Here is a 19,183-nt window from a genome sequence, read left to right as displayed (position 1 = left end):
TCAGGAGAGAGATTATGCGTACTATCCGCTGGATGGCCTTGTCAGGCGTCAGCCTCGGGATGCTTGCTGCGCCGCTACAGGCACAGGAAGTTCCATCTTCGCAGAGCGACGGTGAGTCCGAGCTTGAAGATAGCGAGGCGAGCATACCCAAAGAGACGATCGTCGTCACCGGATCGCGCATTCTCCGCCGCGACTACACTGCGGAAAGTCCTATCACCACGATCGACGATGAGTTTATCGAAAACGCCGGCCCTGCAACACTCGAACAATCGCTTAACGCACTGCCGCAGTTCCAGGCCACGCAAGGCTCGCAGACCAACGCAGTCACTGGCGGCGGTGGTGGCAGAGCAAATGCGAACTTACGGGGACTGGGTGCGGAGCGCACGCTGATCCTGTTCGATGGACGCAGGCTCCAGCCTTCGGACACGTCGGGCGCGATCGACCTCAACACGCTTCCCTCCGCACTTGTTTCTTCGGTCGAGGTAATTACGGGCGGCGCATCCGCGGTTTACGGGTCGGATGCTATCGCAGGCGTGGTAAACTTCAAGTTCAACAATCGCTTTCGAGGCGTCGAATTGCAAGGCGACGTGGGGATTTCCGAACTGGGCGATGCGGAAACCTACAGTGCTTCGGCAACCTATGGCGGCAGCTTTGCCGATGATCGCGCGCGGGTCTTTCTGTCCGGCTCTTATCTGGAAAGGGATACTGCATCGCAGTTCGCGCGGCCCTTCTTCGACAATGTAGATGGCACGTCTTCACCTACCAGTGGCCTTATCATCCAGTCGGGCAGGAACCCGTTTGGCTTCGGGCGCCCGGCGAACGTCGCGGCGTTTCGCAATCTGTTCGGCGACACCTACGGCACCGATATCCCCGGAGTGTCGAGCAGCTATCTGGTCAATTCGGACGGCACGATCATCGGCCGCGACGGCGCGCTGAATTTGCGTGACACCGAAACGACCGGATACCTGGTCGCCGATGGCGTAGTCCGCCAGAATTCGCTCTACGATTCCACCGTACAGCTTCCCATCGAACGCTACACCGCCTTCGCCCGCGGCGAGTATGATATTACCGATACGGTCACGGCGTATGCGCAGGTCAATTACGCGACTTATACGGCACGGCAGAAGTCGGCGTCCGGTGTACTGCAATCGGTCGTCGATCCGATCCAGATCCCTGCAAGCAACCCGTTCATTACGCCGGACCTACGGACCCTGCTAAACGCACGGCCCGTACCCTCGGCGCCATTTTCATATTACTTTACCGGCACGCGTATCGGTCGGCTTGAAGTGGAGGAGGATTACGACGTCTATCAGGCCCTCCTCGGGCTTGAAGGATCGATCGGCGCGTCGCTCAATTTTGATGTCTACGCAACGCACGGCAGGACGACGAACGATTCGATGACATTTAACCAGATCAGTCGGTCGCGCTTCAATGCCGTCGTATCCGCGGCCGACGGCGGTGCGAGCCTGTGCGCAGGCGGCTACGACCCATTCGGGTTCGCGCCCACATCGCAGGAATGTTCCGATTACCTGACGCTCGACACCATGGATCGCGCGGAGTTCGAACAGACCGTCGTACAGGGCAACCTCACCGGCACCCTATTCGACCTTCCTGCAGGCCCACTTGGTTTTGCAGTCGGGGCAGAATATCGCCGCAACGAATATCGAGCAACGATCGACCCGCTCAAGAGCCCGACACCCACCGGGACGCCCGGTATCACCAACGCACCCGAAGTGCTGGGCACATCAGGGGCGTTCTCTTCCGGTGGGGACGTGTCGGTTGCCGAAATCTACGGCGAACTCCTGATCCCGGTGTTCACCGGATTCGAACTCGATCTGGCCTATCGTTACTCCGATTACGATACTATCGGCGGGGTAAGCACCTACAAGGCCGGAGCCAATTGGACTCCAGTGACCGGCTTCACGCTGCGCGGCGGTTATTCACGCGCAATACGCGCCCCCAGCCTCGGCAATCTATATTCGCCGCGCGAAGGCGCGATCGGCATCATCGGGCGTGCGGCAACCGGGGGCGGCGATCCGTGCGACGTGACGGGGGCCGCTCGTAATGGTCAGGTTGATGGTGTCGATCCCGCGCAAGTTCGTGCGCTGTGCATCGCCCAGGGCGTTCCGGAATCACTGATCGACGGCTATACCTATTCGGGCAGCGCCAATGCAGCATTCCGCATTGGCAATCCGGACCTTCAGGAAGAGACCGCCAATAGCTACACGATCGGAGCGGTTTTCCAGCCCGACTTTATGTTCGATGTCTTGTCGGACTTCTCCGCATCGGTCGACTATTACAATATCAGCGTTGACGACGCGATCGGCTACCTCACCAGCCCGATCGCACTCAATCAGTGCTACAACTTCACCGGGCAGAATCCGGATTATGATCCGCAAAATGTCAATTGTCAGTTGATCGAACGCGACGCTTCGGGCCTGCTTGCCGAAATCGAGGAACCGCTTTTCAACCTCGCGAGCTATCAAGCTTCGGGCATCGATTTTCAACTGGACGCCGCGCTCGATATTGGCGGCATCGGGCGGCTCTTCCTGAACAGCGCGGTGACGTACGTGATCGACTACAAGATCCAGTCCACTTCCAGTGACCCCGTCCTCGACTACGCTGGCACCGTGGGTAATGCTCAGATCGACGGTTTTTCTTCGACGCATCCTGCATGGAAACACGTCACCACCCTGGGGCTCGGGGGCGATACCGGATCTCTGTCGCTCCGCTGGCGCTACATTGGGGAACAGGACAATTCGGCGAACGTCACCAATCCTGACAGCATTGCGGAAGGCGTGCCAGCGGTAAGCTATTTCGACCTGATCGGCCGATTGATGGTTGATGACGGTTTTGAATTCCGGGCCGGGATCAACAACATGTTCGACAAGCAACCCCCGGAATTCGGAGGAAGCTCGGTCACGCCGACCTCGACCTATGATGTGATCGGGAGGCGGTTCTTCATCGGTGCGACCGCGCGTTTTTAACATATCGACGCCGCTGGCGTGCGAGGTGATAAAAAGCACCCCAACCGGGAACTTGTTCGGCGCTTCTATCGGTCTTAGGGTATTGAACCGAAATGACTGATAAAGCGCCGACTACACCTCCTGAAATGGGCATGAGCGACCAGAAGCGGCCCAGCAGGGTTCGCCGGACGCAGGCAGAGCGCACCTCGTCTTCGCGGCGCCGCGCGATAGACGCAGCTATCGTAAATCTTGCGGAGGAGGGATATGCGGCGACCACTGTGATGCGCGTTGCTCAGCGTGCCGGGATCAGCCGGGGCGGCATCCTGCATCACTTCTCCGGCAAGGCCGAACTGATGGAGGCAGTCGGATACCGTGCCGTGGAGAGGTTGCAGGAGAAGCGCGGCGAAGCGCTTCGTGGTACCAAACGCGGGGTCGAACGGTTTCACGCGCTCACTAACGCATCATGGGAGACGATCCGCGAGCCGGAATCGATCGCCCTGCTCGAAATGCTGATCGGATCGCGCGGCGACCCACTTTTGGCCGAGATCATGCCGCGCTTCCTGCAACAGCTCGATCAGATCCACCTCGCGAAGACGAAGGACATCGCGAAGGATGCAGGGATCGAAAACGACGACATGCTCAACACGATGAACAAGCTGCACATGGCGGCGATGCGGGGCCTGTTGTTGGAATCGATTTTCGCAGGGTCTTCAGAGACGATCACGGAATCGGTCAAGCTGCTCGGATGGTACAAGGAAAAACTGACCGAGCGCCTGATTGCGGAAAACACCGAGAACTAGTTCGGCAGTTTATCCGGGCGCTGCTTCGAAGCGCATCAGGTCGATGATCGGGTCGACATTTTCGAGCCTGTCCATATTGTCGCACAGCTCGATCAGCCGGGCGCACTCCGCTTTGCCGAGTACCGGCTCGACCAGTTCACGCGCCTTGGTCTGGACTTCGTTCTTGCCCATGGGGTGCGTCGGGAATCCGGGCACGTAGGCGACGTAGCGCGACTTCGTGCTGCCATCGGCCATGGTGATCGTCACGCGCGCACTCTCGGTGCGGTCCTCGCCTTCACCCTTTTCCTGCGATGGGTCCGCCACCACCTCGACCTTCTCCGCGAACGCCTTGGCCGCTTTGTCATTAGTCATTCGATCAAGCGATTGCGCGTCGACGAAATCGAGCCGCCCGTCGTGCATGATGATCGCAGCGAGATAAGGGATGTTGAGCGCGGGCATATTGGATCTGCGGAACGTCTCTGCCGCCCCTGGCATCTCGACGCGGATTGCGGCGATATTTCTCGCGTCCACTTCCTTTTCCAGCTCCAGCAGCGCGCGCACCGCAGGCTGGGTCGGGCCGCCCACGGGATAGCGCTTGAGGGCCGCGTGCGAGAGTTCGAATTCCTCGCCCAACCCCTCGATCAACTGCGAAGGGTCTGAACCCTCCCCGATCAGCGCGGGCCAGCGAAACCAGCTTTTTTCGGTGTCGAAGCTGTCGGGCACGCCGGTAAAGCCCAGCCCGGCCATCACTGCCGCCTGCATCCCGTTGCGCGCGGGCATTCCGGCGAAGACAAATGCCTTTTCGGCGTGCCGCACGTCGAGCATCCATTGCCACGAGCCGGAGGCCTGTTGTGCGCAATAGGCGAGCATGTGATTGCATTGCGACGGGTCGAGCCCGAGCAACGCTGCGCTGGCGGCTGCGGTGCCGAAGACCGGGCCGACCCCGTGATTGGCAAGCCCCGCGAGCCACAGGTTGCGCGTCCCGATCGCCTTGGGAATACGGCCCGCCATCTCGTATCCGGCGACGACTGCATTCACCAGATCGTGCCCACTGCGCGCATTGGCACGGGCCAGCTCCATCCCTGCACTGACGATGGACGGGCCCGGCTGGACATAGGCGGAAGGGATGAAGTCGTTTATTTCCGCCGCATGCGCGGTCATCGCGTTGGCGAAGACGGCGTCGATCGGGCTGGCGGTCGAGCGCGAGGCGAAGATCGGGCTGCCACCGCCGCCGCTCATCGCCAACGCATATGTCGTGCCGAGCCGCGAGGCTTCGAGCGGGTGGCACGCAATAATCGCGGCGAGCGTATCTAGGATGTGGAGCCGTGCCCGATCGCGAATGGCGGCTGGTACCGCAGCGGTGCCGGCGCCCGCCAGATAGGCCGTCAGGTCGGGCATCACCTCGACGAAGCCGGGATCGCCGGGCGCAGGAGGCTCTACGGCTGCATCGCTCTGAATTGCGCCGCTTCCCTCAGCGCTCAGCCGCGTACCGGCAAGGAGTGCCATCATGCCCGCACCCGCCATCGCTCCGCGCCGGGACAGCGCCAGCCTATCAACCATCACTCTCTCCCTTTATGTTCTGCCCCCGAGCCTACACCGCGAAGCGGAAAAAACAAACGCGCTTGTTTGTAAGTTGATCTCTGAAGCGAAGCGGTGCATCCTGCGACCAGAATAAGTGCACCTCGGCAGCAAGATCGGGAGTGTGACGGACATTGGGAGAGACTGATGAAAAGCCGCATAATCGGGGCCGTGCTGAGCGTGGCCCTTTTCGGGTTCGGTGCACCTGCAAGCGCCAATCCAGCGACAGATGACGCCGAGAGCTTCTATGCCGATAGCGACAAGTGGCTGTGCCTTCCGGGGCGCGAGGATACTTGCGATCAGGATTTGGCGACCACCGTGGTGGCAGCAAACGGCACTATGACGCTCGAGCAATTCGATCCGCCCGCCGATGTTCCAGTGGACTGCTTCTACATCTATCCCACGATCTCGCTCGACCAGAGCGTCAATGCCGACTGGAACGAGGGTCCCGAGGAAGGACGCGTAATTCAGCAGCAGCTCGCCCGCTTTGCCGACGTCTGCCGGGTCTACGCACCCAAGTACCGCCAGATTACTATGCTAGGCGCTTCGGGCCAGCTTCCCCGTACCGAGGTCATTGCCGCGTTCCGCACAGCCTACGGCGATGTCACGGAAGCGTGGAAATACTACCTAGAAAACTACAACCAGGGGCGCGGCGTCATCCTGATCGGTCACTCGCAGGGATCGCGCATGATGAACCAGCTCATCAAGACTGAGATCGACGGCAAGCCCGCGCAGGACCGGATCGTGGCTGCTTACCTCAACGGCACCAGCGTGCTTGTCCCCGAAGGCAAGGTAGTCGGCGGCGATTTCAAGTCGATGCCTCTCTGCACCAGCGCCAGCGAAACCGGCTGCATCGTCGCATATCGCAGCTTCCGCGACACGATCGGCCCGGTGAACGATTACGCCGCTACCTCGCGCGACGGCATGACGATCGCCTGCGTCAACCCGGCGGCCCCGGGCGGAGGCGAGGCGCCCTTGCATTCCTACCTGACGACCGACGCGTTGATGGGTGGTCCGGTCCCCCAGTGGACCACCGACGGCAGGAAGGTAGAGACACCCTTCGCATCGGTACCCGGCCTCCTGACCGGCGAATGCGTGTCGAACGAGAAGGGCCAATATCTGACCATCCGCATCAAGGCCGATGCCGACGATCCGCGAAGCGACGATATCACGGGCGATATTTATACCGAAGGCAAGCTCAATCCGGACATGGGCCTGCACCTGATCGACATCAATCTGGTTATGGGCAACCTGCTCGATCTAGCCCGAGAACAAAGCGCAATTTGGTTGGCAGACCGATAAGGCAAAACGGGGGCCTCTGCCGCGGGTAAGTAGCCACAACTACGCTAATTATGCGCGCCTGAAACCAGAATGGCTTTTGGCGCTCCAAGGCGAAAAATTCGAAGCCAGAGCCTATATCTGCGCCGACGGCTCTTCCTAAGGAATACAAATCGCAATACCCAACAGGATAAAATACGGATTGCTTGAACGCCGGCGCCAAGACGACGGTCAGCTTCGATCTGGTGTTTATGGGCATGCTAGAGGGGCAGAGAACTTGAGCATCTCATTGACCTCTTCCGCTAACATGAGATTGCTCAGCGGATTATCCAATGACTTCAATGAGGGTATTTGGCTGGTCATCGTCTTTGATTAATTATCGTCACGCGAAATTGGGCCAACTCCGAAAGTTCCAGTTATACGATTGCAACCACACTAGAGATCATTAGCTTGCCAAATATTCGGGCGAGGTCGGCTCCTTGCTGCTTCCCCCTACCGATATTATTCGTTAGGCCGTCAAGGTGCCTAGATTGATTTTCCGACTTTCGGTAATTACAATTTCTCTCCTCGTCATGGCTTGCGGAGAAGCTGAGCCCGAGCCTGAACGAGAGGCAATTCCGGTTGTGGCCGAGGAGATACGTGTTCTCCCGGAAGAGCTAGAGGTTGAGGCGATTGGATCTGCTCGCGCCGCTACGTCGGCGGAAGTCTATGCAGAAACAGATGGTCGCGTTACCAGCGTGCTCTTCAGTGCGGGCGATTTTGTCAGGAAAGGGCAACCCCTTATTCGGTTAGATGCCCGGCAGGAAAGGCTCGCGGTCGAGGCGGCGCAGGTAGATGTGCGCGAAGCCGACCAACTTCTTGGTCGGTATCGACGAATCGAGGATACCGGGGCGATCTCCGAAAGCCAGATTGAGGCAGGCGAAACCGCTCTGGCATCGGCCCGCGTTGCATTGGAGCAGGCACAAACTGCCTTGTCCGATCGCGTGGTGCGCGCGCCGTTCAGCGGTCATATCGGCCTTACAGAGATCGACCCCGGCGATCGTGTGAACGATACGACGCCGATCACCCAGATCGACCAGCGCAGTACCCTCTACGTCGATTTCCCCGCTCCCGAGGCTGTTTTCAATTCGCTTCGCCCCGGACAGGCGGTTCAGGTTACGCCTTTTTCAGACCCCTCTCTTACCATTGACGCGCGGGTAGTCGCGACTGACAGCCGCGTTTCGCAAGACAGCCGCGATTTCATCGTGCGCACTGCGGTCAGCAACGACAACGACCGGTTACGGCCGGGCATGAGTTTCCGGGTTATTTTTAGCCGCGCTGGAGAGTCCCGGCCCGTCGTGCCCGAGCAGGCGATCGTCTGGGGTGGAGAAGGCTCTCATCTTTTCGTGCTCCGTGAAGGCAAAGCAGTCCGCATACCGGTAACCATTACCTCCCGCCGTGATGGAGGTGTGTTTGTCGACGGCGCGCTTCGGCGTACAGACCGAGTGATCGTCGAGGGCGTCCAGAAGGTCCGCGACGGGCAGGATATCCGCATCGTTCGGAACAGCGGAACAAGCGAACAGCCGGTCCGCGTTCGCGAGAACCGAAGGGCGGCCTCTCCTTCCGCAACCGATGAAGAATAAGTTCGATCTGCCCATGCTGGCGGTCAAGCGGCCGCTATTGATCGGCGTGCTCAATTTGCTGGTCGTGATTGCTGGCATCGCGGCCTTGCTTGGCGTGGAAGTACGCGAACTGCCCAATGTCGATCGGCCCATCGTATCGGTTACTGCGAGCCTGCCGGGTGCCGCCCCAGAGACGATGGATTCCGAAGTGACCAGTCTGCTGGAAGACGCGGTTGCCCGTGTTTCCGGCGTTCGCCAGATCAGCTCTTCCAGCGAGGAGAACAATTCGCGCATTCGTGTCGAATTTAATCCCGGTATCGACCTCGATACGGCCGCATCCGATGTGCGCGAGGCGGTAAGCCGAGTAATTCGCGATCTGCCTGATCGGGTCGAGCAGGTAACCGTGGTCAAAGCAGATCAGGATGCGCAGCCAATCATGACACTGGCAGTGCAATCGACCGAATACGACCAGGCCGAGCTTACCCGTATCGTAGAGAATGACATCGTGCCCGAATTGCTGGCCGCTGAAGGCGTGGCCAGCATTGAGCAGTTCGGAACCCGCGCCCGGCAGATGCGCGTATCGGTCGATCCCGCGCGGCTAAACCGTTTCGGCCTGACGCTGACCGATGTCGCCGACGCACTGGAAAACGCGCCTTACGACGTTCCGGTCGGCTCGTTCCGTTCCGATGCGCAGGAACTGGTGGTGCGGGCCGAAGCAAGCGCGACGAGCCCTGCATTGATCGAGAACGTGGTCATTTCCGGTACCACCCGTATCGGCGACGCGGCGCAGGCCGATTTCGCGCCCGCCAATGCAACCAACTTTGTGCGCCTTGACGGCCGGCCCATCGTGGGGCTGGGTGTCGTGCGGCAAGCAAGTTCGAACACGATCGAGATTTCGGACAGCATCCGCGAGGGCGTGGACCGGTTGAACGAGCGGTTCTCCAATCTTTCCGTCGACGTCGTGTCCGACGATGCAGAATTCATCCGCATCTCCGTGCGCGAAGTGCTAATCACGCTCGGCTTCACCATTCTTGTCGTGATCGGCACGATGCTGGTCTTCTTTCGAGCATGGCGACCGACCGTGGTGCCGAGCGCGACCATTCCAGTCGCGCTGGTTGGCGTGGTCGCTGGCATCTGGCTGATGGGCTTTTCGATCAACTTGCTCACTCTACTGGCCCTGGTGCTGGCGACCGGCCTGATCGTGGACGATGCCATCGTCGTGCTCGAAAATGCGCAGCGCTTGCAGAACAAGGGCCTTGGCCGACGCGCGGCGGCCGTGCTCGGTACGCGGCAGGTCTTCTTCGCGGTCGTCGCAACCACGGCGGTGCTGGTGTCGGTGTTCGTACCGATCAGTTTCCTGCCTTCGGAAGCGGGCCGGTTGTTTCGTGAATTCGGCTTCGTCCTCGCCGTTGCCGTCATCATCTCGAGCTTCGTAGCCCTTTCGCTCGTCCCCGCGCTCGCCGCAAGGTTCGACCTGACGAGTGCGAAAGAGGATCATGAAGATGCGAAGCGCGGGCGACTGTCGCGCTGGGGCCTCAAGGCGAACGGGTGGTACGCAAGCGCCCTAACGCGCTGCCTCGATCGGCCGAAGTTGGTGGGTGTCGTGTCCGTCGCCATCGCAATGGCTGCAGGACTGCTTTATTCGCAGCTCGATAACGAACTCGTGCCCGATGAGGATCGCGGCGTTATCACTGTCGATGCGACCGGGCCGGATGGGGTCGGCATCGATTTTATGGATGGCGAGCTCGACGAGGTGGAGCAAGTGCTTCAGCCATATCTTCACAGTGGTGAGATCGAGAGCACGTTCTCGATCGTCGGCCGTTTCGATCCCAACCGCGTCCGCGTGACTGCGCAGTTGGCTGATTGGGGCGACCGCGAAAGGAACCAGACCGAGATAGTGGACGACTTGAACGAGCCGCTGCAGGAAATCCCTGGTTCACGCACAAATGCCCGCGGGCGTGGGACGTTGAGCTTCGGCGGAGGCGGAAATGGTATCGAGGTCGCACTTACGGGTGCCGAATATGACACGATCTACAAATCGGCGCAGGCGCTTGCGACTGCAATCGATACGCAGTCCAATATCCTGTCGAATGCCGAAATCTCTTACCAGCCCACTCAGCCGCAACTATCAGTACAGATCGACCGGCAGCGCGCAGCCGATCTAGGCGTGGATTTGGACGACCTTTCGCAGACGTTACGGGTAATGATAGGTGGAGACGATTTGGTCGACCTGAATGTCGGCGATCAGGCGGTGCCGATCTTCCTTACGGCACAGGCAGTGACTGTCACTAATCCCTCCGACCTTCGCAACCTTTACGTCCGCGGTACTGTGGGCGGGCAGGACACGCTCGTTCCGCTCTCCAGCGTCGCGCAAATCGAAGAGCAAGGCATCGCCGCCGAACTCGACCGGACCGAACAACGCCGCGCGATCGAAGTAAGCGCGAATATCGAAGCGGGCACGCCGCTGCGGGATGCGGTGGACGAGATGGAACGTCTTTCACAGGAAGCGGTGGGGCCCGGTATCGACATGTTGTTGCAAGGAGAAGCTGAAAGCCTGGAAGAGACATCGAACGATCTTCTGCTGACCTATGCCTTCGCGCTGGTGATCGTGTTCCTCGTGCTGGTGGCGCAGTTCGAAAGCCCGACAAGCGCACTTGTCGTGTTGCTCACGGTCCCTTTTGCCCTCGCAGCGGCGATGTTCTCGCTGTATCTTTCGGGCGTATCGCTCAACATCTATTCGCAGATCGGCCTCGTCATGCTGATTGGCCTGATGGCGAAGAATGGTATTCTTATCGTGGAATTCGCCGACCAATTACGCCAGCAGGGCCGCAGCGTGCGCGAAGCGGTAGAGGAAGCCGCCGCCATTCGCCTTCGACCGATCGCGATGACCCTGATTTCTACAGTGCTGGGTGCCTTGCCGCTTATCTTAGCGAGCGGGGCCGGCTCGGAAGCTCGCCAGTCGATCGGCTGGGTGATTTTCGGGGGCCTCGGTATTGCAGGCGTCTTCACCCTTTTCCTTACGCCGGTCATCTACCTCGGCATAGCGCGCTTTGGCAAACCGCGCACCGTCGATCTGGAGCGGCTGCGCGCCGAGATCCATGATGTGGATGAAGACATGACGATGGCCCCAGCATGAGACGGCTATCAGCAATGGCGGGCGCCGCGTTGCTGCTGACCGCCTGTGCGGGCGCCGAGCCCGAAGTGATGATTCCGCTCGTCGAGGTGCCGCCAGTCTATGCAACCGGCCTCCCGCCATCGGGCATCGACCGCGAATGGTGGCTCGGATATAACGACCCGGTACTCGACACGCTCATCCGGCAAGGGTTGGCCGCCAATCTCGACGTCGACGCGGCCGCGGACCGGCTCGGCTCTGCCGCCGCGCTGCTACGGGCGGAAAAGTCCGACTTCGTCCCATCAATCAGCGGAACAACCGAGGTTGGCGCGTCGCTGTCAAACGACGGCGCGGTTACCGCAGCGGCGGGGCTTTTCGGGTTATTTAATCCTGACATCAACGGGCGGCTTGCAGCTGAGGAGCGCGCAGCAGCGGCGGATTATGCAGAAGCCGAATATCTGCTTGCCGATCAACGGCGCCTGTTAGCGGCGGCAGTCGCCAGCCAATATATCGAATATCGCCGCACCGGTGCACAACTCGAATTGCTGGAGCAATCGACCGATTTGCAGGAGCAGACTCTCCGGATCGTTACTTTGCGTTTCGAGGCGGGGCTCGCGGCCAATTTGGACGTAAGGCGCGCCGCGGCGGACCTTGCGCAGACGCAGGCGCGCCGCGGTCTGATCGAAATTGCGCGCAACGAGGCGCAAAACGCTCTAGCAATCCTGCTGGCAGAGCCGCCCGGTGCTTTTTCCGTTCCCTCCCGGAATGATGCAAGAATACCGGACTACGGACTCGGCCCGCCCGCCGGTATTCCGGCCGACCTACTACGGCGGCGGACAGACATGCTGGCGGCGGAGGCGCGGCTGGCACAAGCGGCGGCCAATATCGGTATCGAGCGCGCGGATCTGCAGCCCTCGCTCACCATTCCCGGCACACTCGGCATCGGCGATGGAACGTTGGGGGGGCTTTTCGGAGACTTTCTGATCGGGATTGGCGCGGCGCTCGATTTGCCTCTGTTCGACGGAGGACGGCGCCGTGCCGAAGTTGCTGCCGCCGAATTTGAGGCGCAGGCCCGGCTCGCGGAATATAACGCGGCATTTCTAAACGCGCTGGGTGAAGTAGAAAATGCACTGGTGGCGATCGAAGCATACCGCCAGCGCAGCGACGCGCTGTCCGAGGCAATCGAAGAAAGCGAAACCGCACTTTCACAGTCCAACGCACTTTATCGGGAAGGCCTTGCGTCGCTGTTCGATGTGCTGGATGCGCAGCGGCAATTGATTTCAAGCAGGCAGTCTCTCATCGATAGCGAAGCTGCTCTCGCCAACTCCTACACCGCCTTCCATGCCGGTATCGGCTCCGATTGATTTCGCCGGAGAGGAGCGTTTGGGGCTAGTCCGGCGGCGTGATTGCAACCATGTAGAGTTCGCGGCGATTCACATTAGATTTTATCGATAACGGCTATCGAACTCGGACGGTGGTGGTTTTTTTGGGGGCCTTAATTAATCCAACGGATCATGCCACAATTAGTCCGACGACTTCTGAGAGGATTGCGGTTGGCATGGCTTCGATGACGGGCGCACCGAAACCGTTATAAAATGGCGCGGTATTTTGGCCACCTGAGGCACCAATGCCGATATAAAGTGGGCAGCAATCTACCTTACTCTGTTCCTTCAGATCGCAGCCTCATCAACGAATCGAAAAGATCTTCGTCCGAGCTCGAGCATACGCCGAGAACGACGGCTTCATCGCACCCAGCGGCGGCAACGTATGCATGCCCCATCGAAGAGTCGAGGTAGATACTCTCGCCCGCCTTCAAGGTCACCGGGTCATAAAACTCCGAGTGAACTTCGATGGCACCTTCGATCACGTAAATGAATTCTTCTCCATTGTGCGTGACCAGCTCGCCGAATTCCTTTGCACTTTGCGCTCTTATCCGGGTGATGATCGGAATCATCCGCTTCTGCCGTAAGTCGGTGCAAAGGTAATGATAATCGTAGTTATCGGTCGTGACCTGTACCGCACTTTCGATCGTGCCGATTGAGCGTCTGCCAGTCACTATCGCGGCTGAACCCTCATCCTCCTCCGCGAACAGATCAGACATTCTTAGATCCAAGCGATCGCTGACTTGCTGAAGCTTATCGTAAGTTAGCGTCAGGCGTCCGTGCTCGACCTTCGAGAGGGTCGAAACCGGAATACCGCACTTGTCGCTCATCTGTTTTAGCGTCCAGCCGTTCCGGGTTCGGATGCCCCGGATAACGTCGGCGAGAGTGGGGCGCTTCTTGGTGACCTGCATCGGGAGTCGATCTCTTCATTTGACAATTTTCCAATCAGGATCATTATGTCCCGAAGAGGATTGCGATTGTTCTAATGTAAAACGGCTCGGCGGCGCTCGCAAGAGTTGCGATGATCGAAGAAGGGGAAGCAAATGTTGAAGAAGCTCGCGATGATCCTGGCGCTGTTGAGCCTGACGCCGCTGCTGGCTCAATCTCCTCAGCAGCTTTCACCGAGTCAAACCAATGGGGGTGAGCCGCGCAAAGCAGCCGAACAGCCGGCGGCGCAGCTTACCTCGCAGGATGTGAACGCGTGGCTCGATGGCCTCATGCCCTACGCGCTGGCTTCCGGTGACATACCAGGCGCCGTGGTGACCGTGGTCAAAGACGGCAAAGTGTTGGCGAACAAGGGCTATGGCTATGCCGACATCGCCAACCGAAAACCGGTGGACCCCGACACCACTCTTTTTCGCATTGGTTCGATCTCCAAGCTCTTCACCTGGACCGCGGTTATGCAGCAGGTCGAGGCGGGGCGGCTGGATCTCGATGCTGACGTCAACGAATATCTCGATTTCGAAGTCCCTCCCTATAACGGACAGCCCATAACGCTGCGCCAGATCATGACCCACACTGCCGGTTTCGAGGAATCGGTGCGCCACTTGATCTCCAGCGATCCTGATGATCTCCTCACGCTAGACGACTATGTGCGCGAGGCGCTGCCTACACGTGTTTTCGCCCCCGGCACGACTCCGGCTTATTCCAATTATGCAACCGCACTGGCTGGCTACATCGTCCAACGGGTCAGCGGCACACCATACCATTCCTACATCGAGCGAGAGATCCTGCGCCCTCTCGATATGCGTTATACTTCTACCCGTCAGCCACTGCCAGACAGGCTCAAAGCCTATGCCTCGGGCGGATACCAGAAAACCTACGGGGCTTCCGAGCCTTTTGAAATTGTCATCCCGGAACCCGCCGGAAGTGTCTCCGCTAGCGGAGCCGACATGGCAAAGTTCATGATTGCGCAGTTGGATGATGGTGGCCCGCTGCTCAAACCTGAAACGGCGAGGCAAATGCAGGATTTCAAGGCGCCCGGTCTTGGCCCTCTGAATACCATGGCGCTGGGCTTCTACGAACAAACCATTAATGGCCGGCGAAGTGTTAGCCATGGCGGAGATACCGACTTCTTCCACAGTGACTTATGGATATTCCCCGGCAGCGATATCGGCATGTTCATCTCCATGAACAGCGCGGGTAAGGAAGCGGCCGCATACGGGCTGCGCGGGACGATCATGCATGAGTTCGCCAACCGCTATTTCCCGCGGGACCCCGACACTGCCGAGGTCACATCGATCGACCCAGAGAACGCCCTTGAACATGCAAAGTTGCTTGCTGGCACTTACGTATCCAGCCGTGGCTTTTTCAACAGTTGGCTGTCAGTGCTCGGGCTGCTCGACTCGAACAAGATCGTGGTGGGCCCTGACGGTAAAATCAGTATGCCCGGACTAGACCTAGTGTCTGCCGGAACGCGTGACTGGGTCGAAGTCGAACCATTCGTTTGGCGGGATTCCAACTCCGGAGAGCGCATTGCGGCCGAAGTGAAAGATGGAAAAGTCGTCCGCGTTAGCATGGATGTCGTTTCTCCGTTCATGGTCCTTAGGCCGGCTCCCGCCGCAACCAATCCCGCCTGGTTGCTGCCGGCTCTTTTAATCGCGCTCGCCATCGTAACAGTCGCGGCGCTCGCCTGGCCGATCCGCGCGATCGTGCGGCGCAAATATGGTGCGCAATTCGTGCTGACCGGACGAGGCCTACTCGCCTATCGCACTGCGCGAATATTCTGCTGGATGATACTCGTGGTGCTGGCAGGATGGGTACTTCTCATCCAGTCATTCATGGCAGACAGTGGAGCGCTGGGTGGCGATCTGGACTTTCTGCTGAACCTGCTGCGCACATTTACGCCAATTGCTTCTTTCGGACTTCTCGTGGCTGCAGTCTGGCACCTTGTGCTTTGCTTCCGGGCACATCGTCGATGGACGATGAAGCTAGGGGCATTCTTATTGGTGTTTGCTGGGCTCATCCTGTCGTGGGTCACAATCGCCCACCACCTCTACGGCTACAGCATGGCTTACTGATGAGTTCGCTTAGCCGACGCAGCCTTACCCTTAAGGTCGAGGAGTTCGCCTACAAGAAGCCGTTCCGTATTTCGGGCCATGTCTTCGAAAAGACAGCTGTACTCGTTGCCTCGGTTAGGGAGAGAGATAGCGAGGGACGGGGCGAAGGGGCTGGGGCGTATTACCTCGGAGATGATGTCGAGAATATGCTCCGGCAGGCAGAGAACGCACGCAGCGCCGTGGAAACCGGCGCTACGCGGGTTGAACTTCAGACACTCATGCCTCCCGGGGGCGCGAGGAATGCCATTGACTGCGCCTTATGGGATCTGGAGGCTAAGCTTTCGGGTGAGCCTGTCTGGCGGCTCGCGGGGCTGTCCGAGCCTCGACCCCTTCTTTCCACGTTGACCATAGGCGCAGACGAGCCGGAAGAAATGGCGAAAACTGCGCTGGCTCTCGATTCGGCCGCGCCGATCAAGGTCAAGCTGACCGGAGATATGGAAAAGGATATCGCGCGCCTGAAGGGGATCAGGCAGGTGCGACCTGACTCGTGGCTCGGGGTGGACGCCAACCAGGGTTACGAAATTGACGACCTTCCGCAACTTTCGGCTGCGCTCGAAGCCATAGACGTAAAGTTGCTTGAGCAGCCGCTTCGGCGCGGCCGCGAGGCTGAACTCGACAGCTTTACTGGCCCAATCCCGATCGCGGCTGACGAGAGCGCTCTGACGCTCGCGGACACTGAATCACTTCCGGGGCGCTTCAGTGTTGTGAACATCAAGCTCGACAAGTGCGGCGGACTCACGGAGGGACTCGCCATAGCCCGCAGGGCAAAGGCGCTGGGTCTTGATGTCATGGTCGGCAACATGATGGGGACGAGCCTGTCGATGGCGCCATCCTACCTTGTGGGCCAGCTGTGCCAGATCGTGGATCTGGATGGCCCGACTTTCCTGAAGAAAGATCGCGAACCCTCGGTGGAATATCGGAACGGACACATCGCCTGTTCTGCGCAGATTTGGGGTCATCCCGCGGCACAATCTCATTTAGGTTGACAATTCTCTATTCAGGACAACAATGTCTTATTGAGAAATTCCGGGTCTTTGGCTCGATGGCGACACGAGGGGCCCAATAGGGGCGGAGGGAAATCACGATGAGATATTTGCAGTTCGGCAGTAGCATGATGGTCATCGCGATCTTGGCTTCGACCGCCAGCGCGCAAGCTCAGGAGTCTCGCGTGTCGGAGCCGGGCACTATTGCCCGAGAGCCCACGGTGATTGTGGTTACCGCACAAAAGCGGGAGCAGACGCTAGCGGAAATCCCGCAGTCGATTTCTGTTCTCGGCGGAAAGCAGTTGGAAGAGCAGCAGGCAACGAGCTTCGTGGACTATGCTGCGCAAGTTCCCGGTCTCAGCCTTCAGCAATCCAACCCGGGTCAGACCCGCATAATCCTTCGCGGCGTGAACACCGGGGGAGCAAGCCCGACTGCCGCGATCTATGTTGATGAGACGCCCTTTAGCCCTAGTACCGGGCAAGCCAACGGTGCAGTGCTGGCGGGCGATATCGACACGTTCGATATTGAGCGGCTCGAAGTTTTGCGGGGACCTCAGGGTACTCTCTACGGGGCCAACTCGCTTGGTGGTCTCATCAAGTTTGTCACCGTGAAGCCGAAACTCGGCGAATATGAGGCTCGTGTCCGCGCCGGGGTGGAGCTAACCGAAGGCGGCGATCCGGGCTATAGCGGTAATGTCGTCGCCAATGTCCCTGTGGGAGATACTTTGGCGGTGCGCGCCAGCGGTTACTACCGCAAGTCCGGCGGCTTCATCGACACGATCGGAATTGATCGCGAGAACGCCAACGATTTCGATAGTTACGGGGGAAGGGCATCGCTACTTTTCGAGCCGATCCAAGACTTCTCGATCCGGCTGACTGCGCTCGCGCAAAATATCCGGGCGAATTCGCAGGCGAGCTTCGATGTCGATCCGCTCACTCATGACCCGATTAAAACAGATCCGGCGACGGGCGCACCGCTGGACGGGCGCCTTGTCCGTACGGAATATTTTCCAGAGAAGAACGATGTCGATTACCGCGTTTATAGCGCAACCGTCGATTGGGATTTCGGCCCCGCCTCTCTTACCTCTGTCACCAGCTATGGTACGCTTGACCAGAGCGAGGCCTACGACGTCACCTATCAATTGCCGGGAATTGCCGACGCTGTGTTCGGCGGGCTCTATCCTGATGCCGGGCCGCTCGGCGTAGTGTTCCCCGCCTCGGCTTCTCAGAAGAAGTTCACGCAGGAACTGCGCCTGGATTCCGCTGTGAGTGATCGGTTCGAATGGCTGGTTGGGGGGTATTACACCAAGGAAACGGGCCTCCTCCTCCAAGCGTACACGCCATTCCCCTTGAACGAACCGCAACCCCTCGATCCAACGCTCGAGCTCGCGCCGGGCATCGTCTTCGATGATTTCCTGACTGCGACGCTTGATTCCGAATATGAGGAATATGCCGCCTTCGGCAGCGTCACTTTCTTTCTGTCGGACCGCTTCGATATTACTGCAGGGGGCCGCTATAGCCATAACGAGCAAGAGACCTCGCAGATACTGGACGGCTCGCTGCTGGTTTTGTCAGGTGCGACGCCCGACGAAGTGCCGGAAATTGTCGAAGGTAACTCGTCAGAGAATGTGTTTACCTGGTCGGTCGCGCCGCGGTTCGAAATTTCAGATCTTACGACCTTTTATGCTCGAGTTGCCAAGGGATACCGTCCCGGTGGGCCGAACGTGGTGCCACCCGGTGCGGGCTCGAGCTTCCCCACTCAGTTCGATGCCGACACGCTGATCAGCTACGAAGCAGGCGTGAGAGCGGAGACGCCGGGGCAGGAGTTTTCCATCGACGCTTCGGTCTACTATCTGGACTGGCGAGATATCCAGGTGCTGGTCACCTACAACACCGATATCGGCCCGGTGGGGGCAGATGGCAATGGCGAGACGGCGACCAGCAAGGGAGCCGAAATCACCGCGACACTGCGGCCAACGCGTGGATTGGACCTTGTCGCGAGCATGGCTTATAGCGACGCCAAGCTCGATGAGGACCTGCCGGATGGGAATGGCGGGTTTGCTGGCGATCGACTGCCGTATGCGCCGGAATGGACGGCGAATTTCGCCGCCGACTATGAATGGTCTCTCGGGGGCGAAACGACAGCTTTTGTCGGTGGTAATGTCAGGCTTGTCAGCGATCAGGCCGGCAACTTCGATGCCAATTATCAAGAGGCCTTCGGTCGTCGCCTAAAACTCGACGGGTACGCTTCGGCTGATCTCCGCGCGGGAGTGCGGCTGGAGCGTTTCAGCATCAACGCTTACATGCGCAACGTCACCAACTCTCGCGGCCTAACGGGCCTGGGCGATTTCCTTCTGCGGCCCGGCACCACGCTATCCGCTGCCCCCATACGGCCGCGCACATACGGTGTCACGGTCGGCGCCGAATTCTGATCGGCAGGCAGAG

The 19,183-nt window shown here is 59.4% G+C and carries 11 protein-coding genes; 9 read left to right on the top strand and 2 right to left on the bottom strand.

What is annotated here, in order from left to right; genetic code table 11:
• The first annotated feature begins 14 nt into the window (after positions 1 to 14).
• On the top strand, positions 15 to 2,987 hold the full coding sequence (locus tag ACYQ0G_RS12945; RefSeq protein ID WP_460103284.1) for a TonB-dependent receptor domain-containing protein: 2,973 nt from the start codon (positions 15 to 17) through the stop codon (positions 2,985 to 2,987).
• A gap of 92 nt (positions 2,988 to 3,079) precedes the next feature.
• Entirely contained in the window at positions 3,080 to 3,766 is a 687-nt protein-coding gene (locus ACYQ0G_RS12940; protein ID WP_460103282.1) for a TetR/AcrR family transcriptional regulator, read from the top strand.
• A 9-nt stretch (positions 3,767 to 3,775) separates the two neighbouring features.
• Here the strand turns inward: ACYQ0G_RS12940 and ACYQ0G_RS12935 are convergent, their stop codons facing one another.
• Complete coding sequence (locus tag ACYQ0G_RS12935; protein ID WP_460103280.1) at positions 3,776 to 5,305, bottom strand: MmgE/PrpD family protein; 1,530 nt, start codon at positions 5,303 to 5,305, stop codon at positions 3,776 to 3,778.
• A 165-nt stretch (positions 5,306 to 5,470) separates the two neighbouring features.
• Between ACYQ0G_RS12935 and ACYQ0G_RS12930 the strand changes: the two genes are divergently transcribed.
• The 4 genes from ACYQ0G_RS12930 to ACYQ0G_RS12915 all read left to right on the top strand — a co-directional run bounded on the left by ACYQ0G_RS12930 (position 5,471) and on the right by ACYQ0G_RS12915 (position 12,678).
• Positions 5,471 to 6,625: a DUF3089 domain-containing protein gene (locus ACYQ0G_RS12930; protein ID WP_460103278.1), complete on the top strand. Its 1,155-nt coding sequence runs from the start codon at positions 5,471 to 5,473 to the stop codon at positions 6,623 to 6,625.
• A gap of 506 nt (positions 6,626 to 7,131) precedes the next feature.
• Positions 7,132 to 8,223 (top strand): efflux RND transporter periplasmic adaptor subunit, encoded by a 1,092-nt coding sequence (locus ACYQ0G_RS12925; protein ID WP_460103277.1) that lies wholly within the window; start codon positions 7,132 to 7,134, stop codon positions 8,221 to 8,223.
• Complete coding sequence (locus tag ACYQ0G_RS12920; protein ID WP_460103275.1) at positions 8,213 to 11,338, top strand: efflux RND transporter permease subunit; 3,126 nt, start codon at positions 8,213 to 8,215, stop codon at positions 11,336 to 11,338. The genes ACYQ0G_RS12925 and ACYQ0G_RS12920 overlap by 11 nt, the downstream gene beginning before the upstream one ends.
• Entirely contained in the window at positions 11,335 to 12,678 is a 1,344-nt protein-coding gene (locus ACYQ0G_RS12915; RefSeq protein ID WP_460103273.1) for an efflux transporter outer membrane subunit, read from the top strand. Before ACYQ0G_RS12920 ends, ACYQ0G_RS12915 begins: the two co-directional genes overlap by 4 nt.
• Before the next feature lie 293 nt (positions 12,679 to 12,971).
• On the opposite strand, the gene ACYQ0G_RS12910 is transcribed toward ACYQ0G_RS12915, so the two are convergent.
• On the bottom strand, positions 12,972 to 13,607 hold the full coding sequence (locus ACYQ0G_RS12910; RefSeq protein WP_460103272.1) for a helix-turn-helix domain-containing protein: 636 nt from the start codon (positions 13,605 to 13,607) through the stop codon (positions 12,972 to 12,974).
• 132 nt (positions 13,608 to 13,739) lie between these two features.
• Between ACYQ0G_RS12910 and ACYQ0G_RS12905 the strand changes: the two genes are divergently transcribed.
• The 3 genes from ACYQ0G_RS12905 to ACYQ0G_RS12895 all read left to right on the top strand — a co-directional run bounded on the left by ACYQ0G_RS12905 (position 13,740) and on the right by ACYQ0G_RS12895 (position 19,170).
• Entirely contained in the window at positions 13,740 to 15,716 is a 1,977-nt protein-coding gene (locus tag ACYQ0G_RS12905; RefSeq protein ID WP_460103270.1) for a serine hydrolase domain-containing protein, read from the top strand.
• The gene (locus ACYQ0G_RS12900) at positions 15,716 to 16,741 is read left to right on the top strand and encodes a dipeptide epimerase (RefSeq protein WP_460103268.1); all 1,026 of its coding nucleotides are present in this window, start codon (positions 15,716 to 15,718) and stop codon (positions 16,739 to 16,741) included. The genes ACYQ0G_RS12905 and ACYQ0G_RS12900 overlap by 1 nt, the downstream gene beginning before the upstream one ends.
• Before the next feature lie 98 nt (positions 16,742 to 16,839).
• Complete coding sequence (locus ACYQ0G_RS12895; RefSeq protein WP_460103266.1) at positions 16,840 to 19,170, top strand: TonB-dependent receptor; 2,331 nt, start codon at positions 16,840 to 16,842, stop codon at positions 19,168 to 19,170.
• The last annotated feature ends 13 nt before the right edge of the window (positions 19,171 to 19,183 follow it).

Source organism: Qipengyuania triglochinis (assembly GCF_054655615.1).
Note: the sequence above shows the minus strand (reverse complement) of the source record. Positions and strands in the feature narration are given on the sequence as shown.

What these genes read in the sequence shown, in the direction of transcription:
- ACYQ0G_RS12945 (WP_460103284.1), top strand. Translation starts at nt 15, where the DNA reads ATGCGTACTATCCGCTGGATGGCCTTGTCAGGCGTCAGCCTCGGGATG.
- ACYQ0G_RS12940 (WP_460103282.1), top strand. Translation starts at nt 3,080, where the DNA reads ATGACTGATAAAGCGCCGACTACACCTCCTGAAATGGGCATGAGCGAC.
- ACYQ0G_RS12935 (WP_460103280.1), bottom strand. Translation starts at nt 5,305, where the DNA reads ATGGTTGATAGGCTGGCGCTGTCCCGGCGCGGAGCGATGGCGGGTGCG.
- ACYQ0G_RS12930 (WP_460103278.1), top strand. Translation starts at nt 5,471, where the DNA reads ATGAAAAGCCGCATAATCGGGGCCGTGCTGAGCGTGGCCCTTTTCGGG.
- ACYQ0G_RS12920 (WP_460103275.1), top strand. Translation starts at nt 8,213, where the DNA reads ATGAAGAATAAGTTCGATCTGCCCATGCTGGCGGTCAAGCGGCCGCTA.
- ACYQ0G_RS12915 (WP_460103273.1), top strand. Translation starts at nt 11,335, where the DNA reads ATGAGACGGCTATCAGCAATGGCGGGCGCCGCGTTGCTGCTGACCGCC.
- ACYQ0G_RS12910 (WP_460103272.1), bottom strand. Translation starts at nt 13,607, where the DNA reads ATGCAGGTCACCAAGAAGCGCCCCACTCTCGCCGACGTTATCCGGGGC.
- ACYQ0G_RS12905 (WP_460103270.1), top strand. Translation starts at nt 13,740, where the DNA reads ATGTTGAAGAAGCTCGCGATGATCCTGGCGCTGTTGAGCCTGACGCCG.
- ACYQ0G_RS12900 (WP_460103268.1), top strand. Translation starts at nt 15,716, where the DNA reads ATGAGTTCGCTTAGCCGACGCAGCCTTACCCTTAAGGTCGAGGAGTTC.
- ACYQ0G_RS12895 (WP_460103266.1), top strand. Translation starts at nt 16,840, where the DNA reads ATGAGATATTTGCAGTTCGGCAGTAGCATGATGGTCATCGCGATCTTG.